A 26,864-nucleotide genomic window follows, 5' to 3' on the forward strand; every position below is an offset into this window, starting at 1 on the left:
GCGGCCCATGCGGCCCATGCGGCCCATGCGGCCCATGCGGCCCATGCGGCCCATGCGGCCCATGCGGCCCATGCGGCCCATGCGGCCCATGCGGCTGTGGAGCCGTATCGGGGTGGGCTGGGCCGTACACCCGTCCCGTCAGTCGTACTCCCCCGCGAACCACTTCGCCATCGCCCTCGTGTGGAGGGGGAAGGCCAGGTCACGGGGTGCGGGGAGCAGGTGGTGGCCGCTCGTCTCCTTCGTGGCGGTGGAGGGCGGGAGCGCGCTCGCCGCGCGGGGCGGGAGGAGGCCGAAGAGGAGGAGGTGCCCGGCCGGGGAACTCATCGCGTCGGCGAGCCGGACGTCCTCGGCGGGGGCCTCGATGCCGGTCTCCTCGCGCAGTTCGCGGACGACGGCGGCCCGCCAGTCCTCGCCGTGGTCGATGAAGCCGCCCGGCAGGGCCACCCCGCCCCGCGCGGGCTCGATGGTGCGGGTGATGACGACGAGACCCGTACCGCCGCCGTCCGTGACCGGCAGGAGGGCGACGGCGACGGGCAGCGGGTTGCGGTACGCGGTGACGCCGCAGACCTGGCAGGTGCGGGGCCACCCCGTGGCGGCCCGGTGGGCGGCGCCGCAGGAGGAACAGTGAGCGTCACGGGTGTCCTTCACACCGCCGACCGTACCCGTGCGCCCTTTCCCGGCGCTGCCGGAACTGGTAGACGGTGCGCATGACAGGACTCGTCCCCGCCCTCCGCACCCTCGCCGTCACGGCCTCGGCCGGGCTGCTCGCCGCCGTGGGCGCCCTCACCGCCCCCGCTCCCCCGGCCTCGGCCGCGCCGGAGCCCAGGGCACCGAAGGAGTTCGTGGCGCTCTCCTCGGTCGATCCGACGATCCTCCAGGAGATGCGCTACACGACCGGGCACAACTTCGTGGGCGCGCCGGTGGACGGCTACCGGCAGCCGCTGTGCGTCCTGACCCGGCCCGCCGCCGAGGCGCTGCGCCGGGCGCAGACGCGGCTGCTGGCCCGGGGGTACACGCTGAAGGTGTACGACTGCTACCGGCCGCAGCGGGCCGTCGACCACTTCGTGCGCTGGGCGGAGGACCTGGCGGACGAGCGGATGAAGGGGGAGTTCTATCCGCTCGTCGACAAGTCGAGGCTGTTCGAGGACGGTTACATCGCGGAGAAGTCAGGACACAGCAGGGGTTCGACGGTGGATCTGACACTCGTACGGCTCCCGGCCGCGCCCACGCGCGCGTACGTGCCGGGCGAGGACCTGGTGGAGTGCTTCGCGCCCCGGGCGGAGCGCTTCCCGGACAACTCCGTGGACATGGGCACCGGCTACGACTGCTTCGACACCCGCTCGCACACCGACGACCCCAGGATCGTGGGCGGGCCCCGGGCGAACCGGCAGCTGCTCAAGGGGGTGCTCGCCGGACAGGGCTTCGTGAACCTTCCGGAGGAGTGGTGGCACTTCACGTTCCGGCCGGAGCCCTTCCCCGACACCTTCTTCGACTTCCCGGTGTCCCGGCGGTCGGTGGCCGGTCACTGACGTCTTCCCTGGGCCGGTCTCCCATGCCACACTCCTGACGGTTCGTCAGATACGGGATGGCCGACGGTACGGGAGACCTCGATGGCACGGACGCGCAGACCGGTGGTGGCCGGGTGGTTCACCGACGACACCGTGCCGGAGGACCGGTTCCGGCTGCTCGGGACCCGCTGCGCGGCCTGCGCCTCGGTGTTCTTCCCCCGTGAGGACGACGCCTGCCGCAATCCGCTCTGCGCGGGCGGGGAACTCGTCGAGGTCCCGCTCTCGCCGCGCGGCCGGGTCTGGTCGTACACCGACGGCCGGTACCGTCCGCCCGCCCCCTACGTGTCCGACCCGGACGCCCCCTGGGAGCCGTACACCCTCGTCGCCGTGGAACTGGCGGCGGAGGCGATGGTGGTCCTCGGGCAGGCCGCGCCCGGCGTCACCACGGCCGATCTCGCCGTCGGCACGGAGGTCGAGGTGGTGCCCGGGGTCCTGGGCGAGGACGAGCGGCACATCTGGACCACCTGGAACTGGCGGCCCCTAGGGGGGAAGCAGGGGCCCGCTCCCGGATCTCGGGGTTCCGTACCGGGGTCTCGGGGTTCCGTCCCCGGGTCTCAGGGTTCTGCCCCCGGACCTCAGGGTTCCGTCCCCGGATCTCAGGGTTCCGTCCCGGGCGGACAGGAGGAGCGGTCGTGAACGACATCGCCGTGCTCGGGGCGGGGATGCACCCCTGGGGCAAGTGGGGGCGCCGCTTCGTCACCTACGGGACGGCCGCCGCCCGTGCCGCGCTCGCCGACTCCGGGCTCGACTGGACCGACGTCGGCTCGGTCGTCGGCGCCGACACCGTGCGCTGCGGCTACCCCGGCTACGTGGCCGGGGCGACGTTCGCCCAGGCCCTCGGCTGGCAGGGCGCCCGGGTCACCAGCGTCTACGCGGCCTGCGCCTCGGGCGCCCAGGCCGTCGCGGTCGCACGGGCCCAGATCCTGGCCGGTCTCACGGACGTGGTCCTGGTGGTCGGCGCGGACTCGGCGCCCAAGGGCTTCTTCGCCCCCGCCGGGGGCGACCGGCCCGACGACCCCGACTGGCTGCGGTTCCGGGTGCTGGGGGCCACCAATCCCGCGTACTTCGCCCTCGCCGCCCGCCGCCGGATGGCGCTGTACGGCGACACCCCCGAGGACTTCGCCCGGGTCAAGGTGAAGAACGCGGCGGCCGGGGCGCTCAACCCGCTGGCCCGCTACCGGACCCGGGTGACCGCAGAGGAGGTCGCCGCCTCCGCCGTGGTCGCCGATCCGCTGCGGCTGCTCGACATCTGCGCCACCTCGGACGGCGGGGCCGCGCTCGTCCTGTCCGGCATGGACTTCGCCCGCGCGCACGGGCACCCCGATCCCGTACGGATCAGGGCCGTGTCGACGGTCTCCCCCACCTACCCCAGGACGGTGCTCGACCTGCCGGACATCGCGACGGACTCGGCGGTGGCCGTCGCCCCGGCCCCGTACTCCTTCCGTGCCTCCCTCGCGCGCGCCGCCTACGAGGAGGCGGGGATCGGGCCCGAGGACCTGTCGCTCGCGGAGGTGTACGACCTGTCCACCGCCCTGGAGCTGGAGTGGTACGAGGACATCGGGCTCTGCCCGCCGGGCGAGGGCGCCAAGCTGCTCGGAGAGGGCGCGACCGCGCTGGGCGGACGCGTCCCCGTCAACACCAGCGGCGGGCTCGCCTCGTTCGGGGAGGCGGTGCCCGCGCAGGCCATCGCCCAGATCTGCGAGCTGACCTGGCAGCTGCGGGGCACGGCGGGCGACCGGCAGGTGCCGGGGGCCCGGGTCGGCATCACCGCGAACCAGGGTCTGTTCGGGCACGGGTCGGCGGTGGTGGCCGTGCGCTGACCGTCCCCCTGAGGACCGTGAGGGGGACGAGGGCCCGAGGGCCTCAGGGATCGTGAGGGGCCCGAGGCCCCCGGGGTCCCCGAGGGGCGCTCAGGGGGTGGCCGTCGCGTGGCTCCGGTCCGCGAGGACGAGCGCGTGCTCGACGACGGCCACCAGCACGTTCTTCACGGACTCGCGGTCCCGTGCGTCACACATGACCAGTTCCACCTCGGGGTCGAGGTCGAGCGCCCCGCGCACGCTCTCGGCGGGGAACCGCCGGGCGCCCTCGAAGCAGTTGACGGCCACCGTGAACGGGATGCCGCGCCGCTCGAAGTAGTCGATGGCCGCGAAGCTCTCCTCCAGACGGCGGGTGTCCGCGAGGACCACCGCGCCGAGCGCGCCCTGTGCCAGCTCGTCCCAGAGGAACCAGAAGCGGTCCTGGCCGGGGGTGCCGAACAGATACAGGACGAGGTCCTCGCGGAGGGTGATCCGGCCGAAGTCCATGGCGACCGTGGTGGTCCTCTTGGCCTCGACGCCGTGCAGGTCGTCGACGGGCCGCCCCGCCTCGCTGAGGACCTCCTCGGTCCGCAGCGGCCTGATCTCGCTGACCGCGCCCACCAGTGTCGTCTTGCCGACCCCGAACCCGCCCGCGACGAGGATCTTCAGGGTCATCGGTTCGACGTAGGGGTGTTTGCGGCTAGAGCGCCCGAAGGCCATTGATCACCTCGCGGAGAATGCTCACGTCCGGCAGTTCGGCCGGCGGAACGGGGCGGGTCACATGGACGAGTTCGTCCTCGACGAGATCACCGACGAGGACCCTGACGACCCCTACGGGGAGGTCGAGTCCCGCGGCGAGCTCGGCGATCGACTGGGGCTGCTCGGAGCAGCGTTCGACGATCTCCACGTGCTCGGGGGAGAGCGACTGGTCCCGGCCGGGGTCGTCGGCGGCGGGTTCGGGGACGACCAGCGCGATGAGGTCGAGTCGGTGACGGGTGGCGGCGCTCGTCCGGCCGCGGGTCATCGCGTACGGACGGACCACCGGCCCCGCCTCGTCGTCGAACCAGTGGTGGTGGCCGGGGGTCGGGCCCTGGTTCAGCTGGTTCCGCTCGGCTGCGTCTGTCATGCCGTCCCGCTCACCCTCCCGAGGGCAGACCGGACCGGGGGGCCGTCGTGAGGTGGGCCCCGACCCGCTTCACCATCAGCGTCATCTCGTAGGCGACCTGGCCGATGTCGGAGTCGGAGTCCGCGAGCACGGCCAGGCAGCTGCCGTCCCCGGCGGCCGTCACGAAGAGGAAGGCCTCCTCCAGCTCGACGACCGTCTGGCGGACCTTGCCCGCCTCGAAGTGGCGGCCGACACCCTTGGCGAGGCTGTGGAAACCGGAGGCCACGGCGGCCAGGTGCTCGCCGTCCTCACGGGTCAGGTCCCGGGAGGCACCCGTGGGGAGTCCGTCGCTGGAGAGCACGAGGGCCTTCCGGATCGAACCGACGCGCTGGACGAGCTCGTCCAGGAGCCAGTTCAGCTCGCCGTGCCCGTGCGCGTGACCGGACGTACTGGGTGCTGCGGCGTTCGGTGCGGTCATCGACCGTCCCCCTCGGGTGTCGTTCCTGGTGCTGTCGGTTCGTCCGGATCGGCGTCGTGGCCGCGCCCGCGCTGCCAGCCGCGCTGCATGGCGGCCATCCGGGCGCGCACCTCGTCGGCGTCGCGCTCGAAGGAGTCCGGGCCCTCGGCGGAACCGGCCCTTCCCGTACGGGCGCCGGCGCGGGAACCCGTACGGGTTCCGTCCGGTCCTTCCGTCCCGCGCAGCTGCGGCGCGAGGCTGGCCTGGCGGACCCGGCGGGGCAGCCCGCCGAAGGGCTCGGGGCCGTCCGCCCGGACGGGACCCTCCTCCGGTACGGGGAAGAGGGCGGGGCCGGAGCCCCGCTGGTCCCGTCCGGCACCGTGGCCGGGGTGGCCGGTGCCGGGGTGGCTCGTGTCCTGGTGGCCGGTGTTCCTGTGGCCGGTGCCGGGGTGGCCGGTGCCGTCCGCCGTCCGGCCGGGGGCGTCCGGGCCCCCGGGGTGACGTCCCGGAGCGGGGTGCGCCCGGCCGGTGAGCGGCTGCTCCAGGACGGGAAGCTCGTGGTCGTGGGCGGGGAGCCCGTGGGCGCGGTCCTGGACGGAGTCCGTACGGCCCTGGGCCGTACGGGTCCGGTCCTGGGCGGCGCCGGGCCGGTCCTGGGACGTACCCGCGCGGTCTGGTTCGCCGACGCGGCGGCCGTGGTCCACCACCAGGGTCGGGGTGGGGCGGCGGCGCGGCAGCGGAGCCGGGCCGTCGGCCGGGTCCTCCCCGTCGCCGGGGCCGTCCGGACGGTCCTGGGCCTGCCCGTGCTGCCCGTCGGCCGGTCCCGGGCCCGTGCGGCGCCCGCGCCGGGGCCGGAAGAGGCCACCGCGCTCGCTGTCGCTGTCGAGCAGGTCCGCCGAACGGTCGAGCAGCACGTCGAGGTCCTCGGCGCCGACCGGTCCTTCGAGCTCGACGGGGCCGTCGAGCGGGCCCGGCACCTCGACGACGTCCGGGACCCGGGCCAGCGCGGGACGGCGGCTCGGCAGCACGGCGGTGCCGTCGGCGCCATCGGTACCGGCGTCGGCCGGACCGACCCGGTCCGGGGTCTTGCGGTCCAGCCGGAATCCCGCGCCCTGCGTCTCGGGCGCGTCGGTCAGCAGGGCGACCGGGATGAAGACGACCGCGGTGGTCCCCCCGTAGGGGGAGGTCTGGAGCGAGACCCGGACGTTCTGGCGCTGGGCGAGGCGGCTGACCACGAAGAGGCCGAGGCGGTCGGTGTCCGACAGCTCGAACTCGGGGGTCTCGGCGAGCCGGAGGTTGGCGTCGAGCAGGGCGTCGGCGTTCATGCCCAGGCCCCGGTCGTGGATCTCCAGGGTGAAGCCGTTGGCGACGCGCTCGCCGAGGACCTGCACGGCGGTGTGCGGGGGCGAGAACACCGTGGCGTTCTCCAGGAGTTCGGCGATGAGGTGGGTGAGGTCCGCGACGGCGGGTCCGCCCACGCCGAGGCGCGGGAGCCTGCGCACCTCGATCCGCTCGTAGTCCTCGACCTCGGCGACGGCGGCGCGGACCACGTCCATGAGCTGGACCGGCTTGCGCCACTGCCGGGAGGGGGCGGCGCCGGAGAGGATGACGAGCCCCTCGGCGTGCCGCCGCATACGGGTGGTGAGGTGGTCGAGGCGGAAGAGGTCGGCCAGCTCGTCGGTGTCCTCGGTGCGCCGCTCCATGGTGTCGAGGAGGGTGAGCTGACGGTGCAGCAGGACCTGGTTGCGCCGGGCGAGGTTGACGAACACCTCGGAGACGCCCCGGCGGAGCTCGGACTGCTTGACGGTGGCCTCGACGGCGGCCCGCTGGAGGGTGTTCAGGGCCTGGCCGACCTGGCCGACCTCGTCCTCTCCGTACCGCAGGTGGGGCACCTCGGTGCCGACGTCGACCTGTTCGCCCGCGGCGAGCCTGCGCATCACGCTGGGCAGCCGGACCCCGGAGACCTCCTGGGCCTCCTTCTGGAGGCGGCGCAGGTCGCGGACGAGGGAGCGGCCGACGCGGACGGAGATGACGAGCGAGGCGAGCAGCGCGACGAAGCCGAGGACGCCCGCGACGCCGACCTTGAGCAGGACGCTGTACGCGGCGGGCCTGACCCGCTCCTGGTAGCGGTCGCCCGCGGCGGTGTTCTCCCGGGCGAGGTCGTCGAGGACGGGGCCCGCCCGGTCCTGCCAGTGGGCGGCGGTGACGGCGCGCGGGGTGTCGGTGGGGCCCTCCCGGAGGATGGCGTTCTCCGCGGCGCGCAGCGGCTGGGTGCCGGGGCTGCGCCAGTACTTCTCGAAGTGGTCGCGCTCGGCGGCGGGCAGGACTTCGAGGTTGACCTCGTAGAACAGGGTGCGCTTGGCGACCAGGTCGGAGACCGCGCGGATCTCCTCGCGGGTGATGCGGCCCGCGACGAGCGCGGAGAGGACGAGGGCGTCCTCCTGGGAGAGCAGCTCACGCGCGCGCGTGATGCCGACGAGGGCCCGGCCCTGCTTGTCCATCTCCACGTTCTCCAGGGCGTGGAGGGTGATGAGGAAGCTGTAGCAGGGGTCGACGAGCCGGTTGTAGAACTCCAGGGTCTGGATCCGGCCGACATCGCGCTTCTCCACGGAGAGGCGCAGGGAGTCGAGGCCGTCGAACGCTTCGAGGAGGGAGGTGAGCCGCTGGGCGGTGACGGGCCGCATCTCCTCGCGGACGCCGGGGTCTCCGGCGTTGGCGCGGATGCGGGCGATCTGCCGGTCGGTGGCCTCCCGGGTCTCGCGCAGCGAGTCGAGCGCCTCGGAGCCCCGGGGGTCGGCGAGGTAGATCAGGGACTGGCGGCGTTCGAGCTGGATGACCCGGGCGGTGTCCTCCAGGGGGTAGCCGACCTTGTCGACGATGTAGCCGACGTCGAGGAGCTGGTCGGCCTCGCGGCCGGTGAGGACCGTGGCGAACGCCCAGAGCCCGGTGAGGGAGACGAGCGGTACGAGCAGCAACGCCACGATCTTCCGGCGGATGGACTTCCCGCGAAAGCGCATGGCCTCCCCCAGCTCGGCCCCCGCGCGTGACGGGGGTCCTTCACGTTGGTGACGTCCGGCGTCAACACGCGGCGTCAACCTTCGGTTTCAACAAACGGCGGCGCGAGCCTACTACTGCATCAAGACCATCTCGAAGGCACGTCCGGGCTATTTTCAGCCTGTCGAGTGAGCGTTGATCATGAGATGTCCCGGTATTCGGGGAGTTGGGATCGGCCACTGTGGCGCAGGACACCTGATGGCACGCCATTTCGCCTACTCGGGGAGATGGCTGGAACTTTCTGCTCGGTTCGCTCGTGTCGCATGTTTCACGGGGGTCGGGCGAAACCTTTTACCTCGGTCGTGCGTCAATAAGTACGGGGAGGTCTCTGTCCGCGTAAAGCTACTCAAGGCGGGCAGCCACCCCTGGAGTCGTTCAGCGGTGGGGAGTGACAGGACCATGGGACACGAGGCGCGGTCGGCGCGGCAGTTGTGGATGGAGGAGGAACGGGGCACTCAGCGGATGCCGGACCCGGTGCGCAACGCGGCGGTACGCGCGGTGATGATCACATCGGTGACGCTGATCCAAGCAGTGGTGGCGTTCCTCTGCAGTGTGGCGGGTTCCTGGCTGGCGTTCCCGGTCACGGTCACGGCGGTCGCCTCGACCGTGGTGGCCACCTGGAGCGTCCTGGACGTGTGGATCACCCGTCAGGTCTGGCGCCAGCGCAACGGCGTGGTGTCGGAGCCGAGCAGTACGGCCCGTCCCTCGCTGCGCGCCAAGCGCGTGGCGGAGCGCACGGAGACGGTACCGCTGTCGGAGGCGGCCTGACGGTCTGACCGGCCGTCCACGGGACGGTGGCCTTCCGCCGGTACGGGGAAGGGCGTCCGTCTCCTGCGGGAGCGCGGCCCCGGCCCGTACGGGCGGAGGGCGGGCGGTCCCGTCGGCCTTCACGGCGTCGCGCGGCCCCGGCCCGTACGGGCGGAAGAGCGGCCCGGTCCCCCTCGTGGGGGCCGGGCCGTTCCGCGTCCCGCGCCCCCTACGGGGTGTGCGCGGGGGCCGGGCCGTCGGACTGGTGGCGGCGGAACATGCGCGTCGCCGTGATCTCGCCGTGGATCTTCTCGCCCTCCCCCACGGGCTGCGGCAGCCCCGGCCGCAGGTGCTCCTCGACGCTGATGTACTTCAGGCCCGCCCTCAGGTCGGCGTCGTTGCGCAGCCGGATCACCAGCGGGAACTCGGCGAGCGCCGTCGTGTCGAACAGGCCCGTCGTGTAGAGGAGCTGGACGCCGAGCGCGTCCGACACGGCCCGCTGGAGCTCCAGGAGGTACGTGGCGTTGGCCCGGCCGATCGGGTTGTCGAGGAACAGCGTGCCCGCGTGCCGGTGCTTGTCCCGTCCCCGGTCGTTGGAGCGGAGCGCCGCCATCGTGCAGTACAGGGCGATGGCCGCGGTGAGGAGCTGGCCGCCGGAGAAGACGTCGCCCATCTGCCCCACGGGCACCCGCTCGGCGCGCAGCACCGCGTCGGGCTTCAGGATCTCGACGGAGATCCCCTTGGGTTCGAGCGCCGCCTGCACCCCGCGCAGCAGCAGCGACATGCCGTCGCGGCGCAGGTCGGAGTTCTTCCTGACGGCGGCGCGGGTGGCCTCGTCGACGACCTCGCCGAGCCGCTCCGCGAGGGTGGCCTGGTCGGGCTCCTCGAAGCGGATGCGCAGGAACTCCTGGCCGGACCACTCGCCGAGGCCCTCGGGGAGCCGGGAGAGGCGCTGCGCGGAGCGGAGCGTGGCGAGCGAGGACTCCACGAGTCCGCGCAGCCGGTCCACGATCGAGTCGCGGTTGCGCTCCAGCTGTTCCAGCTCGTCGGTGAGGACCCGCAGCCGGGGCGCGAAGGCCTGCGCCCACTTGGCGGCGTGCTCGGGCAGCGCGGAGGCGGGGAGTTCGCGGATCTGCTGGCGGGCCGGGGTGCGGACCTGCTCGTACCGGGTGGAGTTGGCGTGCCGTACGAGGATGTCGCTCGCCTCGCGCACGGAGGCGTCGGCGGCGGACAGTTCGGCCGTGCAGCCGCGCAGGGTGCGGCGGGTCTCGGCGGCCGTGGTCCGGGCCTCCTCCAGGGTCCCCCGGTAGGTCTCGGTCTCCTCGCGCTCCTCGTCGGCGTGGTCGCGGAGCAGGTCCCGCAGGAGGGCGGCGGTCTCGTCGAAGCCGCCCGCCGCGTCCTCGGCGGCCCGGTGGTCCCGCAGGAGTCCCGCGTGGGCCGCGCGGGCGGCCTCCAGGGCGTCGGTGCGGGCGGCAAGTTCGGTGGTGGCGGTGCGCAGCAGGGCCTGGGCGCGCTCGGCGTCGGCGGGCACCCGCTCGTCCGGCAGGGCGGTGTGCGCCCCGCCGTCCTCGGGAGCGAGCCGCTCGGCCTCGCCCCGGAGGCGTCCCAGCTTCTCGCTGGCCTCCGAGGCGCGGATCTCCAGCATCTGCACCAGGGCCTCGGCGCGGGCCGCCGCCGCCTGCCGGGACGGGCCGTCGGCGCCGTCGGTGGACTCCAGGAGCTGTTCGGCGCGGGTGCGGACCTTGTTGGTGAGGCGGTCGAGTTCGGCGAGGGCGGCGGACTCGTCGCTCTCGGCGCGGGCCTGCTCGGCGCGCAGGTCGGCGCCGACGCCGACCTTCTCGTACAGCTGGGACGCGGCCCGGTAGGCCTCGCGGAGGGTGGGGAGCGCGACGCGCGGGGCGTCCGGGTCCTCCTCGGGGAGGGTGTCGGGGGCGCCCGCGATCTCGGCGCGCTCGGCCCGCAGGGCGCGGGCGGTGCGGTGGGCGTCGTCGGCGGAGCGCTGGGCGGCGCGGCGGTCCTCGTCGGCGGCGCGCGCGCGTTCCAGACAGGTCTGGGCGCGGGCCTCGGCCTCGGCGGCGTCGTCGGCGAGTTCGCGGAGCTTGGCCTGCCAGGCGGAGCGCTCGCGCAGCCGGTAGGCGAGTCCGGCCAGGGCGTCGGCGGCCCGGCGGGCGCGCTGGGCCGCCTCCTGGCGCTCGTCGCGCGTCCGGGACGCCTCGGCGGCGGTCTCGTCGGCCTCCGCGCGGACCGCGCGCGTCTCGTCGAGGGTGGTGGCCGCGGCTTCCGCGGTCTCCCGGGCCGTCGTGGCGACGGCGGCGAGTTCGGCGAGCATCCCCGGCGGGCAGTCGGCGCGCCAGGCGCCGATGCGGGAGGCGAGGGAGCGGTCGCCCGTGAGCCGGGCGGCGAGGGAGCGGATCTCCTCGTCGCGGGCGGTGGCGCGGGCGCGCAGGGCGTGCCGTTCCTCGTCGGCCGCGTGCTCGTCGTGCATGGCCGGGTTGGGCGGTACGAGGAAGACGCCGGTGTCGTCGGCCGGGTGGGTCGCCGGTACGGGGGCGAGCAGGGCCGCGGCGGTGCCGACGGCGACGGCGGAGCGGGGCAGCAGGGCGGCCGTGCCGAGGACGTCGCGGGCGCGGCCGTAGGAGACGGGGTCGGTGATGACGACGCCGTCGACGAGTTCGGGGCGGGCGGCGAGGACCCGGGCGTGGTCGGCCGGGTCGACGGCCTGGGCGAGGTAGCGCCAGCCCGGGAGGGCGGGGATGCCGTGCTCGCCGAGGTACTCGACGGTGGCGAGGACGTCGGGGCCGGGCGGGAGCAGTCCGCCGTCGCCGAGCGCGCCGAGGATGCGGGAGTCGTCGGCGGCGGCGGTGCGCAGGTCGAAGAGCTGGCGCTCGGCGGAGGCGACGGCCTGGTCGAGCATCCCGCGCAGTTCGTCGGCGTACCGGTCGAACTCGGTGACGGTGAGCGGGCCCTGGGGCGCGGTGTCTCCGGTGGGGCCCTCGTCCGGGGCGGGTGCGCCGGGGTCCCGGTCGCCGCCGTCGGCGCGCTGGCCGGGAAGGGGGGAGCCGGTGGCGGGGAGGCTGAGGAGTTCGGCGAGGCGCTCCTCGGTGGCGAGGAGTTCGGCGGCGCGGCGCTCCGCGTCGTAGGCGTTCCCGGCGGCCTCGGCCGCGTCGGCGGCGCGGGCCGCGGCGAGTTCGGCGCGGGATTCGGCGGCGGCGCTCTCGCGGGCGCGGTCCGCGGCGGTGCGGGCGGCCTCGCGGGCGGTGTCCCAGGCGGCGACGGTGGTCTTCTCGGCGTCGCTCGCGGCGAGTGCCGCGCGGGCCGGGTCGGCGTCGGGCGCGGAGTCGTCGAGCCAGCCGGCCCGTACCGCTTCGGCGGTCTCCTGCTCGACCTCGGCGAGCCGCTGGCGCAGGTGTCCGGCCTCGCTGCGGGCGCGCTGGGCCTCGGTCGCGGCGGAGGTGGCGTCCCGGTGGGCGGTCTCGCCGACCTCCTGGAGGGCGCTGGAGCGTTCCTCCTCCTCGGCCGCGTGGCGTCCGCCCTCCTCGGCGGCGGCGGCCAGGGCCCTCACCAGGCCGGCGGCGGCCAGGGAGCGGGCGGCGAGGGCGGGGGCGGCGTCCCGTTCGGCCTCGCGGATGGCGGCGGCCACGCGCGCGGAGCGGTCGCCGGACGCGCGGTGCCGCAGGACGACCTCGGCGGCCTGCCAGGCGGAGTGCGCGGTGCGGGCGTCGGTGAGTTCGCGGCGCTGGGAGGCGGCGCCCTTCTCTGCGGCGGCCAGGGCCAGGGAGGCGTGCCGGTAGGCGAGTTCGGCGGCGATGAGGGCCCCGTGCCCGCGTGCGGTCTCGGCCTCGGCGACGGCGTGGGCGGCGGAGGTGACCGACTGGGCGAGTTCGGTGCCCCGGCCCCGTTCCTCGGTGGCGCGCGCGGAGAGGCGGCGGACGAGGCCACGGGTGCGGCGCTCGGCCGCGGTGTGGATCTCGCGCGCCTGGGCGCGGGTCGCGGCGGCTTCGACGATCCGGCCGAGGAGGTCGACGGAACCGGCGGTGAAGTCGCGTTCGGCGGTCAGTTCGGCGCGGCGGCCCAGTTTGTCGCCGAAGCCGCCGACGAGGTCGGCGAGGCCGTCGGTGTCGCGGGTGTCGGTGACGGCCCGCAGCAGCAGGTCGGTGAAGTCGGAGTCCTTCTTGACGGCGAAGAGGCCCGCGGCCTCGCCCTCGTCTGCGTTCATCTCGCGCTGGTAGCGGAAGAGTTCGGGGTCGAGGCCCAGCTCGCCGAGGTGCTCGTTCCAGCGGTCGTGGATCTCCTCCCAGGAGACCTCCAGGTGCGGGTACGCCTTGCCCGCCTCCGTGATCGCGTCGCGGAAGCCCTTCATGGTGCGGCGGCGGCCGGTCGCGCCCGAGGCGCCCTCGACGGGCGGGCGGACGGAGGTCGCCTCGGCGACGGGGAGGTTGTCCAGGCTGAGGCCGGGGCCGGGCCGGAAGGAGTACCAGCCCTCGGCGAACTTGCGCGGGTCGGAGGAGACCTGTCGGCCGCGCCATTCGCTGGCCTTGCCGACGACGACGAGTTCCCCGGTGAGGGTGTGCTGCCATTCCAGGGCGACGTGGCCGCAGTCGTCGGCGAGGAGGAACTTGCGCAGCACGCCGGAGCTGGCGCCGCCCAGGGTGTTGCGGTGGCCCGGGAGCATCACGGAGAAGATCAGCTTCAGGAGGACGGACTTGCCGCCGCCGTTCTCCAGGAAGAGCACGCCCGCGGGGGCCGGGCGGCGTGGCGGGCCGACCGGTTCCTCCTCGAAGAACTCCGCCTGGGTGGGTGCGGGGTGGGGCACGGGGGCGCCGACCCCGCGCAGGTCCAGGACGGTGTCGGCGTAGCGCGCACCGGCGGGGCCGATGGAGTAGAGGCGGACCCGGGACAGCTCGTACATGCGTCGGACTCTCGTCGTCTCGTTCGGGTGGTGCGCGGGTTACGCGTGGAAGGGCAGGCCGGCGTCGGCGGCGAGCTCCAGATCGTCGCCCTCGGGCGGCGGGAGGAGCGTCGCGGTGCCGTCGCTGACGGGGACGACGCCGAGTTCGAGGAGTTCGGCCATGGCGGCGGAACCCGCCATGTCACGGACCTGGAGCTGGTAGCGGGCGGTGGTGCGGTAGGAGCCGCCGCCCTCGTCCCCGGTGCGCTGGAGGAAGCCGGAGTCGGTGAGGAAGGCGGCGGCCTTGCCGACGATGCCGGTGGTCGAACCGGCGAGGCGGCGGGCGTCCTTGGTGGCGCCGGTGGCGCTGCGGCGCGCGTAGATCCGCCAGGCGGCCTCCAGACCGGGGGCGCCGGTCACGGGGTCGGTGTTCTCCCCCTGCTCCTCGGCGCGCTGTTCGAGCCGCAGACAGGCCTGGCGTACGAACGCGTCGACGCCGTTGACCGTGAGGCGCCCGATGTACGCGTCGTCCGCGAGGTCCTCGGGGCGGGGGAAGGCCATGGTGGCGACGGCGAGGTGGGCCAGACCGTGCAGGAAGCGGTCGGCGGAGTCGGTGGAGGCGCGGCGCGCGTAGTCGCCCATGCGGACGGCGAAGACGGAGTCCTCGCCCGCCGTGACGGCCATCCCCGCGCGCGGGGAGACCTCCAGGACGATCAGGCCGAGGCCGGTGGCGACGGCGTCGGCGAGACGTGCGAAGGCGGGGTTCTCGCGGTAGCGGCGGAGCAGTTCGCCGTATTCGGCGTCGCGGGCGGGCAGCAGCTTCGGCTGGAGGCCGAAGGAGACCAGCCGGGCCGCGTCGGCGGCGTCGGCGGGGGTGACGGGGACGGTGGCACCGGCCGGGGGCTGCGGGGGCTCCTGCTCGCTCCACGCGTCGGCGTGCTCGGCGTGGGTCTCACTCACGGCTGGGGCTCCTCGGTGCGGCTCTCGGTCGGTGGCGTGGTCGGTACGGCCCTGGGGACGGGCAGCGGTACGGGGGTGACGGCCGCCGGGGCGCCGGGGCGTTCCCCGGGCGCGGCCGGTCCGTCGGCGAGGCGCACGGCCCGCACGGTGGGCGGGCCCGGCCGCCGCCCGGCCCCGGCGCGCGGGGCGACGGGGACGGCGACGACCCCGAGCCGGGGCCGGGCGGCGCCCTCCCCCGGCACGGACCGCTCACCGCCGCCCTCCGCACCGGCGGCGCCGTCCGCGACTCGGGGCGGCTCGACGAGGACGGGGGCGAGACGGGGGCCGGGGCGGGACGGGGCCCCGGGGCGCGGAAGTCGTGGGGGGCCGGTCTCGTGCGACGGCGCGGGGCCGCCCCCGGGAGTCGGGAGGGGTACGGGCACGGGGGCCGGGAGCGGCGCGCCCCGGTCCGGGGCGGTCCAGGTCCCGGTGTCCGGGACCGGGGCGAGCGGGGCACCCGGGTCGGGGCCCGGCGCGGGTGCGGTCTCCGGGGTGCACGCGCGCGCGTGGCCGGGCACGGGGTCCGGCGCGGGCGTCTCGCGGGGGTGGGCCGTCTCACCGGGGTGGGGGGCTTCCCCGGGCCGGGACGTCTCGCCGGGGCAGGGCGCTTCCCCGGACGTGGATCCGGACGTGGATCCGGCCTCCTCGGGTCCGGCCCCGGCCTCGGGTGTCAGCCCGGCTTCCGGCGCGGGCTCGGTGCCGGGCGCGGTCCCGCGCACGGCGTCGGGACCAGTGGCCGGTGCCGGTCGGGGGGTCGGCTCCGGGGCCGGTCCGGGGGCCGGCTTCGGTCCGGGGTCCGGCTTCGGTACGCGCGCGGAGGCCGGTTCGGGCTGCCGCGCGGGGGCCCGGCACGGGGCCGGGGCGGGAGGGGCGGTCGTCGGGGGCGGGGGGACGAGGGTCACGTCGCCTCCGAGCGGTCGGCGGCCATGCCCGCCGCGTCGAGCAGGGCCGTACCGACGATGAGGTCCGCGCCGCCGAACTCGGCGTCGTCCAGCGGGGTCCCGTCGTCGACGGCGAACAGGAGGCGCTCCTCGCCCTGCCGGTAGGCCGTGCCGACCGGGGGGCTCGCCGCGTGCACGGCGAGGAGCGCGACCAGGTACGGCAGCTCCGCGTCCATGTCCCTGGCCTCCGCGAGCAGCCCGGAGAGGCGGCGCGGGGCGTCGTGCTCCAGGTCGAGCAGCCGCAGCGCGTCTCTCAGCTGCTCCTCGCTGAAGCGGGAGTCGTCGGGGGTGGCGATGAGGTCGGGCTCGGGCATCTCCGCGCCGAGGTGCTCGCGCTCGACGGGCGGGGTGAGGAGCAGGTCGACGAGGTCGCCGAGGCGGACGGAGGCGGGGGTGCGCAGTCCGGTGCCCCGGGCGAAGAACGCGTCGGTGACCCTGGCGGCCTGTTCGACGGGGAGCGGCAGGGTGGGCGCGACGAGCTGTCCGTACAGGTCGAGCCCGGTGTACACGGTGGGGGCGGCGAACGCCTGCCGGTCCTGCTCGGCGCGGAAGAGCGGTCCGGCGTCGAGCAGCCGGGACTGGAGCTGGGTGTGGCGCCGGATGCAGTCCTTCACGATGTCGACGAGTTCGGCGGCGCGCCGCTTGTGCTCGGCCGTCCTGGCGTCGGACGCGACCTCCGCCTCGTCCCGGACACGGCGGATGTTGGTGAGGATCGCGTTCTCGTGGCGGTAGCGGTCGGCGACGTGGTCGAGGGCCTCGGCGATCATGTCCGGGACCGCGTGGAGCCAGTCCACCGCGCGCACGTTGCGCCGGGTGGCCTCCAGGGTCCTGCGGAGGGTCTCGGCGTACTGGACGGTCCGGTACCGGGCCTGCTCGGCGGCGAGCTGGGCATCGGCGAGGCGGCCCCGGTTGATCAGGACCTCCAGCTTCACCTCGGCGGCGATCTGGGCGCTGGTGACGTCCGTGTCGAGGGCCCCGACGAGGACGTTGACCGCTTCGTCGGTGGTGCGGAGGTACACCCCGCCGCCGTAGCCGGGGACCTCCTCGATGAGCTTGAAGTCGTAGTCCCTGCGGACGTACGCCCCGTCGGTGCCGAAGGTGCCGTAGACCGCGCGGAAGCCCCGGTCGACGCTGCCGACGTTGATCAGGTTCTCCAGGACCCAGCGGGCCACCCGCTCGTGCTCGGCGGCGGGCCGCCCGGGGGCCTGGGCGGCGACGCGGGGCAGCAGCCTGGCCACTATCTGCTCGTGGTCGGCGCCGGTGTCGAAGTCCATGTTGAGCGTGATGAGGTCGATCGCGGCGAGGGCCACCTCGGCCATCGCGTAGACCGTGTACTCGCCCGCCAGGTTCGCCTTGCGGGCGTCCAGGTCGTGCAGCGGGGCGGTGCACGCGAGCGCGCGCAGGCGCCGCGCGAGCCCTTCGTCGGCGGCCGGACCCTGCGCGGGCCGCGGCCCCGCGCTGAGCTGGGGCGGAGCGAGGTCCGTCGAGGCAGGCGAAGTCACGGTGGACAGATTAGGTCCTCGAACTGACAACGGTCGAAACGGCGCAGATGCGGACCCGGCCCCGGGGGCTCAGCCCGCACGGCCCCCCGGGGCTTCCACGGCCCGCGCGTAGGCGGCCGTGACGCGGGCGCGGGAGTCGTCGAGGTAGCGGGCGAGGAGGCGTTCCGCCGTGGTCCGGTCCCCGGCGCGCAGCGCGTCCAGGATCTCCCGGTTGCGGGCGAGGTAGGGCTCGTGGAGCGGCCGGGGGTCGCCGACGACGTGGAAGACGAGGCGGAGTTCGGCGAGGACGCCCCGCATCAGTTCGTCGGTGCGCGCGCTGCCCGCCAGCGCGACGAGTTCGCGGTGGAAGTGGATGTTGGCGGTGGAGACGTCCGCCCACGCGCCCGCGTGGGCGGCGCCCTCGCCCGCCGTCACGGCGGCGGTGAGCCCGTCGAGGGCGTACGGCGGCCGTCCCAGACCGCGTACGACGGCGCATTCGACGAGGCGGCGCGTGCGGTGGATGTCGTCGACGTCCTCGACGGCCAGGACCCGGACGAAGACGCCCCGGTTGAGTTCGTGGACGAGGAGCCGTTCGCGGGTGAGGAGCCGGAAGGCCTCGCGCAGGGTGTTGCGGGAGACGCCGAGGGCGCCGCCGAGGGCGTCCTCGGAGAGCCGGGTGCCGGGCGGGAACCAGCCCTCCGCGATCCGGGTGCGCAGCACGTCCGCGACCCGCTCCGCCGTGCCGGTCCGGCCGAGCGGCTCCCGGTCGTCGGCCAGGTCCCCGGTTCCGCCCACCGCCACGGCGCGCTCCTCCTCGTACGTCGTGTGCGGGATCGTACGCGGCCGACCGGAGGTCTTGTCGGATTGTTGAACGATCCTCTACGTTGACGGCGCCGTACGGTCCCCGCCGCCCGGTCCCCCGTGCCGTCCCCGGCACGCTCCCCCCGCGAGGTGCAGATGCGCACGCCCCCGAGCCCGCACCCGGCCGAGGAGGCCCCGGCCGGTCCCTCGATCGATCTGAACGCCGACCTCGGCGAGGGCTTCGGCCGCTGGACGCTCACCGACGACGAGCGGCTCCTCTCGGTGGTGACCAGCGCCAACGTCGCCTGCGGCTTCCACGCGGGGGACGCGGCCACCATGCGCCGGGTCTGCGAGCTGGCCGCCGCGCGGGGGGTGCGGATCGGGGCCCAGGTCTCCTACCGCGACCTGGCCGGTTTCGGGCGGCGCGCCATGGACGTCCCGGCGGCGGAGCTGGCGGCCGAGGTGGCCTACCAGATCGGCGCCCTGGAGGTGTTCGCGCGCGCGGCGGGCTCCCGCGTCTCGTACGTGAAGCCGCACGGCGCGCTGTACAACCGCGTGGTCCGGGACGGGGAACAGGCGACGGCGGTCGTGGCGGGGGTCCTGCTCGCGGACCGGACGCTCCCGGTCCTGGGGCTGCCGGGGTCGCGGCTGCACGAGGCGGCCTCGGCTGCGGGGCTGCCGGTGGTCGCCGAGGCCTTCGGCGACCGGGCGTACCGGGCGGACGGCTCCCTGCTGCCGCGCGGCGAGCCGGGCGCGGTCGTCAGCGACCCGGAGGCGGTCGTGGAGCGGTCGCTGGCCCTCGCCGGGTCCGGGGTGGTCACGGCGCACCGCGGCGAAACGGTCGCCGTGCGGGCCCGGTCGCTGTGCCTGCACGGCGACACCCCGGGCGCCGTGGACCTCGCCCGGCGGGTGCGGGAGCGCCTGGAAGCCGCCGGGATACGGGTGGAGGCGTTCGCATGACGGGCTCCGGCACGCGCGTGTTGCGGGTGGGCGAGCGGGCGCTCCTGGTGGAGCTGCGCGACGGCGAGGAGACGGAGGCGTTCCACGCCGGGCTGCTGCGGCGGCGGGCGGCCGGGACGCTGCCCGCCGTACGGGAGATCGTGCCCGCCGCGCGGACGGTCCTGCTCGACGGGGTGGCGGACCCGGAGCGGCTCGCGGCCGAGCTGACCGACTGGGAGCCGGGTCCGGTCCCCGCGCGCGCGGGCCGGGCCGTCGAGATCCCGGTCCGGTACGGCGGTCCCGACCTGGCGGAGGTCGCGGCGCACTGGGGGGTGTCCGTCGAGGCGGCGGTGCGCCTCCACACGGCGGCCGAGTTCCGGGTGGCCTTCTGCGGCTTCGCTCCGGGCTTCGGCTATCTGACGGGGCTCGGCGAGCGGTACGCGGTGCCGCGCCGGGCGACACCGCGCACCTCCGTCCCCGCCGGATCGGTCGCGCTGGCGGGCCCGTACACGGGCGTGTACCCGCGTTCCTCCCCCGGTGGCTGGCAGCTGATCGGCACGACCGACGCCGTCCTGTGGGACGCGGACCGTCGACCGGCCGCGCTGCTCTCGCCGGGCACCCGGGTCCGGTTCACGGAGGCGGGCCTTCCCGGGCGGAAGGGGTCCACCGGGGCGGTTCCCGGGCGGGGCCCGTCGGCGGACGGGGCCTCGGGGTCCGTCGCCGGGGCGGAGGGCGGGCGATGAGCGACCGGACCGTCGCCGTCGTACGGGCCGGGGCCCTGACCACGGTCCAGGACCTGGGCCGCCCCGGCCACGCGCACGTGGGGGTGGGCCGCTCGGGCGCGCTCGACCCGGTGGCCGCGCGGCTCGTGAACCGGCTCGTCGGCAATCCGGAGACGGCCGCCGTCCTGGAGACCACGGTGGACGGCTGCGCGCTGCGGCCACGCGGAGCGGTGACCGTCGCGGTGGGCGGGGCGCCCTGCCCGGTACGGGTGGACGGGCGCCCGGCAGCCTGGGGGTCCGCGCTGCGGGTGCCCGCGGGGGCCGTCCTGGAGGTCGGCGCGGCCGTGCGCGGGCTGCGGTCGTACGTGGCGTTGGGCGGCGGTGTCGACGTGGAGCCGGTGCTCGGCAGCCGTTCCACGGACCTGCTGTCGGGGCTCGGTCCCGCGCCGCTGACGGCGGACGCGGTGCTGCCGCTGGGGCCGGTCGCGGGGGCGCCGGGACCGGTGGACACGCCCCCGTGGCCGGGCCCGCCGGACGTGCTGGTCCTGCGCGTACGGTTCGGGCCCCGCGACGACTGGTTCACCGGCCCGGCGCTGCGGACCCTCGCCACGCGCGCGTACCGGGTGTCCCCGGCGAGCAACCGGGTGGGGCTGCGCCTCGGAGAACCGGCCCTGGAGCGGGCGGTGCCGGGCGAGCTGCCGAGCGAGGGCATGGTCCTGGGCGCGGTGCAGGTGCCGCCGGACGGGCGCCCGGTGGTGTTCCTCGCGGACCATCCGACGACCGGGGGCTATCCGGTGGTCGGCGTGGTGCGGGAGGCCGATCTGGGCGCGGCGGCGCAGGCGGTCCCGGGGACGCCGGTGCGGTTCGTCCCGGTGCGCTGACGCTCAGTCCGGCGCGCCGCCGGGGTCCGCGCCGCGAGGGCTCCGGGGCGGCGGGCCGTAGCCACCGCCGCCGGGGGTGCGCAGCACGAGGACGTCGCCGGGACCCACCTCCGTGGTCGCCCGCCCGGCGAGGCGCTCCACGGTGCCGTCGGCGCGTTCCACGCTGTTCTCGCCGAGGGCGCCGGGCTCGCCGCCCGCCATGCCGTACGGGGGGATCCTGCGGTGTCCGGTGAGCAGGGCCACCGTCATGGGTTCCAGGAAGCGGAGGCGGCGCTCGACCCCGTGTCCGCCGTGCCACCGGCCGTGCCCGCCGCCGTCCTCCCGTACCGAGAAGGCGTCGACCCGGACGGGGTGGCGCCATTCGAGGACCTCGGGGTCGGTGAGCCGGGAGTTGGTCATGTGGGTCTGGACGGCGTCGGCGCCGTCGAAGCCGTCGCCCGCGCCCGAACCGCTGGCGACGGTCTCGTAGTACTGCACGCGCGCGTTGCCGAAGGTGACGTTGTTCATGGTGCCGGAGCCCTCGGCCTGGACGCCGAGGGCCGCGTAGAGGGCGCCCGTGACGGCCTGGGAGGTCTCGACGTTGCCCGCGACGGTCGCGGCCGGGGCGACGGGCGCGAGCATGGAGCCGGGCGGGACGCGGATGTCCAGGGGTTCGAGGCAGCCGCTGTTGAGCGGGATGTCCTCGTCGACGAGGGTGCGGAAGACGTACAGGACGGCGGCCGTCACGACGGCCGTGGGGGCGTTGGCGTTGCCGGGGAGCTGGGGCGAGGTGCCGGTGAAGTCGATGACGGCGGAGCGGCGTTCGCGGTCGACGCGGACGGCCACCCGGACGACCGCGCCGTCGTCGGTCTCGTAGCGGCAGGTGCCGTCGTGGAGGCGGGCGACGATCCGGCGGACGGACTCCTCGGCGTGGGCGCGGACGTGCCGCATGTAGGCCTGGACGACGTCGAGCCCGTACTCCTCCACGGTCCGGCGCAGTTCCTCGACGCCCTTCTCGTTGGCGGCGATCTGGGCCCGCAGGTCGGCGAGGTTGGTGCCGGGGTCCCGGGAGGGGTACGGGCCGTGGGTGAGCAGCGCCCGGGTCTCGGTCTCGCGCAGCCGTCCGTCGCGGACCAGCAGCCAGTTGTCGAAGAGGACGCCCTCCTCGTCCACGGTCCGGCTGAAGGCGGGCATGGAACCGGGGGTGATCCCGCCGATCTCGGCGTGGTGGCCGCGCGAGGCGACGAGGAAGCGGAGCCGTGGGCCGCCGGTGGCGGGCACGGCGTCGTCGAAGACCGGGGTGATGACGGTGACGTCGGGCAGGTGGGTGCCCCCGTGGTACGGGTCGTTGACCGCGTAGACGTCGCCGGGGCGCAGGTCGTCGGCGCGTCGGCGCAGCACTTCCCCGACGGTCTCGCCCATGGAGCCGAGGTGGACGGGGATGTGGGGCGCGTTGGCGATGAGGTTGCCTTCGGCGTCGAACAGCGCGCAGGAGAAGTCGAGGCGTTCCTTGATGTTGACGGACTGGGCGGTGTTCTCCAGGCGGACGCCCATCTGCTCGGCGATGGCCATGAAGAGGTTGTTGAAGACCTCCAGGAGGACCGGGTCCGCGTCCGTCCCGGCCGCCACGCGTGCGGGGCGGGGCGCGACGCGGCGCAGGAGGAGGTGTCCGGTGCCGGTGGCGGTGGCCCGCCAGCCGCTGTCGACGACGGTGGTGGCGTCGGTCTCGGCGAGGAGCGCGGGCCCGTCCACGGTGTCGCCGGGCCGCAGGTCCTCGCGCCGGTGGAGCGGGGCTTCGTGCGCTGTTCCGGCGCTGTGCATCCGGACGGTGGTGTGCGGTACGGGGGGTCCGGCCGGTGCCGTTCCCGGCGTCGGGCCGGTCCGTAGGGTGCCGGTGGTCGGGGCGGTCTCTGCGGTGCCGGTGGCCGGGGTGGGCTGTGGCGGGTCGGTGGTCGGGGCGGTGTGGACGGGGCCGTGGGGTCCGGCGCGGCCGACGGCCGCCACGGAGACGGCCTCGACGACGAGGGGCCGGTCCATGGTGAAGGCGTACCGCGCGCGGTGTGCGGCTGTGAACTCGCTTTTCAGGCGCTCCGGGGGTGCGAGGTCGATCGAGAGGCTCGCGTCCGTTCCCTCGTAGCGCAGGAGTACGCGCGCGTGCGTGGTGATCGCCTCGTCCGCGAGGCCGTCGGAGCGGAGCTCCGCGCGGGTCCGGGCGGCGAGTTCGGCGCAGAGGGCCGTCACGCGCGCGGGGGTGCCGGGGTCGTCGAGTCCGGCCTCGACGGACCGCTCGCGCATCGCGGTGGCGTCGGCCAGCCCGATGCCGTACGCGGAGAGGACCCCGGCCAGCGGAGGGACGAGGACGGTGTCGACGCCCAGTGCGTCGGCGACGGCGCAGGCGTGCTGGCCCCCGGCGCCGCCGAAGCTCGTGAGGGCGTACTTCGTGACGTCGTGGCCGCGCTGGACGGAGATCTTCCTGACCGCGTTGGCCATGTTGAGGACGGCGATCTCCAGGAAACCGGCGGCGACCTCCTCGGGGGTCCGGCCGCCGCCCACCTCCCCGGCCAGGGCGGTGAACCGTTCCCGTACGACGTCGGCGTCCAGGGGCCGGTCGCCCGTCTCCCCGAAGACGGCGGGGAAGTGGGCGGGCTGGACCCGGCCGAGCATGACGTTGGCGTCGGTGACGGTCAGCGGGCCGCCCAGGCGGTAGCAGGCGGGCCCGGGGACGGCGCCCGCCGAGTCGGGTCCCACCCGGTAGCGGCGGCCGTCGTAGTGGAGGACGGAGCCGCCGCCCGCGGCCACGGTGTGGACGCTCATCATCGGTGCCCGCATCCGGACCCCGGCGACCTGTGTACCGAGTTCACGCTCGAAGGTGCCCGCGTAGTGCGACACATCGGTGGAGGTGCCGCCCATGTCGAAACCGATGACCCGGTCGTGGCCCGCCCGCTCCGAGGTGCGGGCCATGCCGACGACACCACCGGCCGGTCCGGACAGGACGGCGTCCTTGCCCCGGAAGTGGGCGGCCTCCCGCAGCCCTCCGTTGGACTGGAGGAACATGAGACGGATTCCGGCGAGTTCGCGGGCGACCTCGTCGACGTACCGGCGCAGGATCGGCGACAGATAGGCGTCGACGACGGTGGTGTCCCCGCGCGGGATCAGTTTGATGAGTGGACTGACCTCGTGCGAGCAGCTGACCTGCGTGAATCCGGCAGCGGTGGCGAGGGCTCCGGTCCGGATCTCGTGCCGCGCGTACCGGTGGCCGTGCAGGAGGACGACGGCGGCGGAGCGGAGGCCGTCGCGGTGGGCCACGGCCAGTGCCTCGGCGACGGCGGTCTCGTCCAGCGGCCGGACGACCCGGCCGTGCGCGTCGATCCGTTCGGGGACCTCGATCACGCGCGCGTAGACCGCTTCGGGCAGCACGATGTGCCGGGCGAAGATGCGGGGCCGGTTCTGGTAGGCGATGCGCAGGGCGTCCCGGAAGCCTTCGGTGATCAGCAGGACGGTCGGCTCGCCCCGCCGTTCCAGGAGCGCGTTGGTGGCGACGGTGGTGCCCATCTTGACGACCGCGACCCGGTCGGCGGGGACGGGGTCGTCCGGCCCGAGGCCGAGGAGGAGGCGGATTCCGGCGACGGCGGCGTCCGCGCGGCGGGCCGGGTCGTGGGAGAGCACCTTGCGGGTGACGAGCCGCCCGTCGGGCCGCCTCCCCACGACGTCCGTGAAGGTGCCGCCCCGGTCGATCCAGAACTCCCAGCGGTCGTTCATCCCTCCATTGTGACCGCGGGAGCCGTGACGGGGGCGGCGTCCACGCCGCGTGGAGCGGCCCGGTGCCGGCGCCGTCGGCCGGGTGCCGCGGTTCGGCGGCGGCGAGCGGGCGGAGCCGCGGGAGCGAGGTGCTGCGGCGCGGGACCCGTCCGGGGCCGACGGTGGCGAGCCTGAGGAGGGTTTCCGCGCGGGCCGCGGCGGTGGGGCGGGCTCCCGGGCGGGCGGTGCGCCATGGGCGGGCCCGGGGCCCACGAGGAGCCGGTGGAAGCCCACGGCGACGGCCCGGTGCTCCCGCTCCCCCGGATGCGGCCGATCGGGCGCTCCACAGCGCGCGGCCCCGGGCCCACGCCTCGTAGGCGAGGTGCGGATGGACGGCTCCGTACCGGGCGATGAGAGCGGGCGCGACGGCGTTGACGGTCCGCTGGCGACGGGCGGGCGGACGGACCAGCGGCGGCGACAGGCCGGGCATCCGGCCGGGGACGGGCAGACGACCGGGGACGGGCTCCGGTCGGGGACGGGCAGACACGCGGTCGGGAGTACGGCCCCGGCGGCGTCCGGGTCGGCGCGGTCCTCGCACGGGTGGCGGGCGACGGCCCCGATGCCGAAGCCGTGGCGGGCGACGCGGACCCGCGGATGGCCGGACAGCGGGAGAGAGCACCCGACAACCGGGCAGGGGGCGTCGGCGTCGGCCGCCGGGTCGGCGACGACGGGGGCGGCGACGGCGGGCGGCGATGACAAGAGGGCATGGCCCCGCCGGACGAGGTGGCGCGCGGTCCGCAGGGCGCGATGCGCCACCTCGCTGACGTCGGGAGGGGGGAGGAGAAGGATTCGGTGACGGTGACGACACGCATACGGGTGTCGTCATCGCGTTCGGCGGGTCCCCGACGCCATGGATCCGGACGGGGAGGGAACACCCCATGAGCGTTTCGCGCGGACAACGGCTCGTACGGACCGACGGCTCGTACGACCGGCAGCTCGTACGACCGGACGCCCGCCCCGACCACCGGTGCCCGCCCCGACCGGGGCTCGTCCCGGCGATGCCCCCAGGTGCTCGTTCCCGGGGCGGAGCCTCACCGCCGGGGCACGGCCGGTCGGTCGCCGCTCCGGGGCGGGGCCACGGCGGTGGAGGGTTCCACCGCGGGCCGCGCCGCCCCGGAGGGGACCGGTCAGACCTGGAGGTCCGGGCCTATCCGGTTGCGCACGGCGGTCTGGACCTCGGCCTCCTCGGCCGGGTCCGCGGCGAGGCGGCGCAATCGCTCGGCGACGCGCACGTCCCCGGTCTCGGCGTGCCCGGCCGCGACCTCGCGGGTGGTCTCCTCGCAGTCCCAGAGGCATTCGACCGCGAAACCGGTCGCGAAGGTGGGGTCGGTGGCGGCGAGCGCGCGGGCCACCCGACCACGGAGCTGGGAGGAGGTCGTCTCACGGTAGACATGGCGCAGCACGGGGGCCGCGCAGGCGATCCCGAGGCGGCCGGCGCCGTCGACCAGCCCGGCGAGGGCGGGCGCGTCGGGACCGGCGGAGCGGACGGTGCCACGGAGTGCGCCGAGGACGGAGGGGGAGTCCTGGGCGGTACCACGGCAGGCGAGCACGTCGGCGGCGGCGACACCGAGGGCGTCCGTCCTGCGCACCCAGGCGCGGGCGCGGGCGACGGCGTCCTCGCCGCACATGCGCCGGTACGCGGCGACGGCGGCCTCGGCGACCTCGTGGGAGTCCCCGTCGGCGGCTGCCTCGACGAGATCGAGGACGGCGGGATCTCGCGACTCGGCGAGGTGGTGCAGGGCGGCGCCCCGGGCTCCCACCGCGCCGTACCGGGCGGCGGCGAGCAGTTCGGGCCGGTCCTCGGGTCCCGCGACGGCGGTGAGGCAGCGGGCGGCGGGCCCGTACAGCACGGCTCCGCGTTCGTACCCCTCCTGCGCCCAGTCGAGGACGGCGCGCACGCTCCAGCCGGGGCGGGGCCCCGAAGGACGCATCTGGCGCTGCCAGCGGTCGAAGGAGCCCTGTTCCCCGGCGGCCCTGACACGGGCGCCGACGGTTTCGCGCGGGTCTTCCGCCCACAGTCGCCACGGGCGGGGCTCGAAGGCGTCACGGACGACGGCGGCGAGTTCGGCGGCGCCCTCCGCGTCGGCCGGGAACCGGGACAGCACGGGCAGGGCGAGCGCGCGGAGTCCGGTGTCGTCGTCGCGGAGCGCCAGTTCGTCCAGGGCCCAGGCCCAGTTCGTGCCGGTCGCCGCGTAGCGGCGGAGCAGGAGCAGGGCATCTTGGCGTCCGTAGGACGCGAGGTGGCCGAGGACGGCGAGCGCGAGCCCGGTCCTGGACTCCTCGGTGTCGAGACGGTCCTCGGCACCGAAGAGGTGCGCCTCGATCTCGTCGAGACCTCCGTGGAGGTCCAGGTAGAGACGGGCGTAGTAGAGGGAGCGGTTCTCGACCTGCCAGTCGTGGCGGGGATCGTCGAGAACGCAGTGGTTGAGGGCCGCGAGGGCCTCGGCGCGTGGCGCGGCGAGCGCGTGCAGGGTGCCGTCGCCGCGGCCCCTCTGCAGCAGGCCGAGCAGAGTGCCGCTCGGCGCTATGACTGGTTCGAACATGGGGAGACGCCTCACATCAAGCTGTCGACACGACCGGGGGATGCCGGGATGACCGGGGCAGGGCGCTGAGCGGCCCGTACTCCTAGGTCGTGCGGCGACATGTCGGGCCGCTCGTCGTGTTCCGCTTGGTAGTGATCATCTTCCTCAGCCTCTCGTCGGTGGCCC

General features: G+C 75.5%; 18 protein-coding genes and 1 pseudogene. 7 read left to right on the forward strand and 12 right to left on the reverse strand.

Going from position 1 to position 26,864, the window contains the following annotated elements; all coding sequences use genetic code 11:
- Positions 1-138: 138 nt before the first annotated feature.
- On the reverse strand, positions 139-648 hold the full coding sequence (locus ACFXGN_RS15380; protein ID WP_384858616.1) for an NUDIX domain-containing protein: 510 nt from the start codon (positions 646-648) through the stop codon (positions 139-141).
- A gap of 59 nt (positions 649-707) precedes the next feature.
- Here ACFXGN_RS15380 and ACFXGN_RS15385 point away from each other — a divergent pair, with 59 nt between their 5' ends.
- The 3 genes and pseudogenes from ACFXGN_RS15385 (at position 708) to ACFXGN_RS15395 (ending at position 3,388) form a co-directional block, all read left to right on the forward strand.
- Complete coding sequence (locus ACFXGN_RS15385) at positions 708-1,529, forward strand: M15 family metallopeptidase (protein WP_384858618.1); 822 nt, start codon at positions 708-710, stop codon at positions 1,527-1,529.
- 81 nt (positions 1,530-1,610) lie between these two features.
- Positions 1,611-2,054: pseudogene (locus tag ACFXGN_RS15390) on the forward strand (Zn-ribbon domain-containing OB-fold protein); the annotation flags it as partial.
- 176 nt (positions 2,055-2,230) lie between these two features.
- A complete protein-coding gene (locus ACFXGN_RS15395) occupies positions 2,231-3,388 on the forward strand; it encodes a lipid-transfer protein (RefSeq protein WP_384859166.1) in 1,158 nt (385 codons plus the stop codon).
- A 90-nt stretch (positions 3,389-3,478) separates the two neighbouring features.
- Here ACFXGN_RS15395 and ACFXGN_RS15400 read toward each other — a convergent pair whose 3' ends face one another.
- Genes ACFXGN_RS15400 through ACFXGN_RS15415 form a run of 4 tightly spaced genes read right to left on the reverse strand, consistent with a single transcriptional unit; the run spans position 3,479 to position 7,943 of the window.
- Positions 3,479-4,084 (reverse strand): ATP/GTP-binding protein, encoded by a 606-nt coding sequence (locus ACFXGN_RS15400; RefSeq protein WP_384858620.1) that lies wholly within the window; start codon positions 4,082-4,084, stop codon positions 3,479-3,481.
- Positions 4,065-4,490 carry a DUF742 domain-containing protein gene (locus tag ACFXGN_RS15405; protein ID WP_384858622.1) on the reverse strand — a complete coding sequence of 142 codons (426 nt, stop codon included), beginning with the start codon at positions 4,488-4,490 and terminating at the stop codon, positions 4,065-4,067. The genes ACFXGN_RS15400 and ACFXGN_RS15405 overlap by 20 nt, the downstream gene beginning before the upstream one ends.
- 10 nt (positions 4,491-4,500) lie before the next feature.
- Positions 4,501-4,947, reverse strand: coding sequence for a roadblock/LC7 domain-containing protein (locus tag ACFXGN_RS15410; protein ID WP_351795414.1), 447 nt, complete (start codon positions 4,945-4,947; stop codon positions 4,501-4,503).
- Positions 4,944-7,943 (reverse strand): nitrate- and nitrite sensing domain-containing protein, encoded by a 3,000-nt coding sequence (locus tag ACFXGN_RS15415; protein ID WP_384858625.1) that lies wholly within the window; start codon positions 7,941-7,943, stop codon positions 4,944-4,946. Before ACFXGN_RS15415 ends, ACFXGN_RS15410 begins: the two co-directional genes overlap by 4 nt.
- 436 nt (positions 7,944-8,379) lie before the next feature.
- Here ACFXGN_RS15415 and ACFXGN_RS15420 point away from each other — a divergent pair, with 436 nt between their 5' ends.
- A complete protein-coding gene (locus tag ACFXGN_RS15420; RefSeq protein ID WP_384858626.1) occupies positions 8,380-8,748 on the forward strand; it encodes a hypothetical protein in 369 nt (122 codons plus the stop codon).
- Positions 8,749-8,956: 208 nt separating this feature from the next.
- Here ACFXGN_RS15420 and ACFXGN_RS15425 read toward each other — a convergent pair whose 3' ends face one another.
- From ACFXGN_RS15425 to ACFXGN_RS15445, 5 genes are all read right to left on the reverse strand, one after another.
- Positions 8,957-13,636 carry a hypothetical protein gene (locus ACFXGN_RS15425; RefSeq protein WP_384858629.1) on the reverse strand — a complete coding sequence of 1,560 codons (4,680 nt, stop codon included), beginning with the start codon at positions 13,634-13,636 and terminating at the stop codon, positions 8,957-8,959.
- A 39-nt stretch (positions 13,637-13,675) separates the two neighbouring features.
- Positions 13,676-14,575 carry a hypothetical protein gene (locus ACFXGN_RS15430; RefSeq protein WP_384858632.1) on the reverse strand — a complete coding sequence of 300 codons (900 nt, stop codon included), beginning with the start codon at positions 14,573-14,575 and terminating at the stop codon, positions 13,676-13,678.
- Entirely contained in the window at positions 14,572-15,132 is a 561-nt protein-coding gene (locus tag ACFXGN_RS15435) for a hypothetical protein (protein ID WP_384858634.1), read from the reverse strand. The genes ACFXGN_RS15430 and ACFXGN_RS15435 overlap by 4 nt, the downstream gene beginning before the upstream one ends.
- Before the next feature lie 380 nt (positions 15,133-15,512).
- Positions 15,513-17,057, reverse strand: coding sequence for a hypothetical protein (locus ACFXGN_RS15440; protein ID WP_384858636.1), 1,545 nt, complete (start codon positions 17,055-17,057; stop codon positions 15,513-15,515).
- 69 nt (positions 17,058-17,126) lie between these two features.
- Positions 17,127-17,837: a GntR family transcriptional regulator gene (locus tag ACFXGN_RS15445; protein WP_384858639.1), complete on the reverse strand. Its 711-nt coding sequence runs from the start codon at positions 17,835-17,837 to the stop codon at positions 17,127-17,129.
- Between the two features lie 156 nt (positions 17,838-17,993).
- Between ACFXGN_RS15445 and ACFXGN_RS15450 the strand changes: the two genes are divergently transcribed.
- Genes ACFXGN_RS15450 through ACFXGN_RS15460 form a run of 3 tightly spaced genes read left to right on the forward strand, consistent with a single transcriptional unit; the run spans position 17,994 to position 20,379 of the window.
- Positions 17,994-18,797, forward strand: coding sequence for a LamB/YcsF family protein (locus ACFXGN_RS15450; protein WP_384858641.1), 804 nt, complete (start codon positions 17,994-17,996; stop codon positions 18,795-18,797).
- Positions 18,794-19,519: a 5-oxoprolinase subunit PxpB gene (gene pxpB / locus ACFXGN_RS15455; protein ID WP_384858643.1), complete on the forward strand. Its 726-nt coding sequence runs from the start codon at positions 18,794-18,796 to the stop codon at positions 19,517-19,519. The genes ACFXGN_RS15450 and pxpB overlap by 4 nt, the downstream gene beginning before the upstream one ends.
- Positions 19,516-20,379: a biotin-dependent carboxyltransferase family protein gene (locus tag ACFXGN_RS15460; protein WP_384858646.1), complete on the forward strand. Its 864-nt coding sequence runs from the start codon at positions 19,516-19,518 to the stop codon at positions 20,377-20,379. The genes pxpB and ACFXGN_RS15460 overlap by 4 nt, the downstream gene beginning before the upstream one ends.
- A 3-nt stretch (positions 20,380-20,382) precedes the next feature.
- Here the strand turns inward: ACFXGN_RS15460 and ACFXGN_RS15465 are convergent, their stop codons facing one another.
- A complete protein-coding gene (locus tag ACFXGN_RS15465) occupies positions 20,383-24,117 on the reverse strand; it encodes a hydantoinase B/oxoprolinase family protein (RefSeq protein WP_384858648.1) in 3,735 nt (1,244 codons plus the stop codon).
- A 1,166-nt stretch (positions 24,118-25,283) separates the two neighbouring features.
- Complete coding sequence (locus ACFXGN_RS15470) at positions 25,284-26,699, reverse strand: HEAT repeat domain-containing protein (protein WP_384858650.1); 1,416 nt, start codon at positions 26,697-26,699, stop codon at positions 25,284-25,286.
- Between the last annotated feature and the right edge of the window lie 165 nt (positions 26,700-26,864).

The organism is Streptomyces sp. NPDC059247, assembly GCF_042754005.1.
GTDB lineage: Bacteria > Actinomycetota > Actinomycetes > Streptomycetales > Streptomycetaceae > Streptomyces.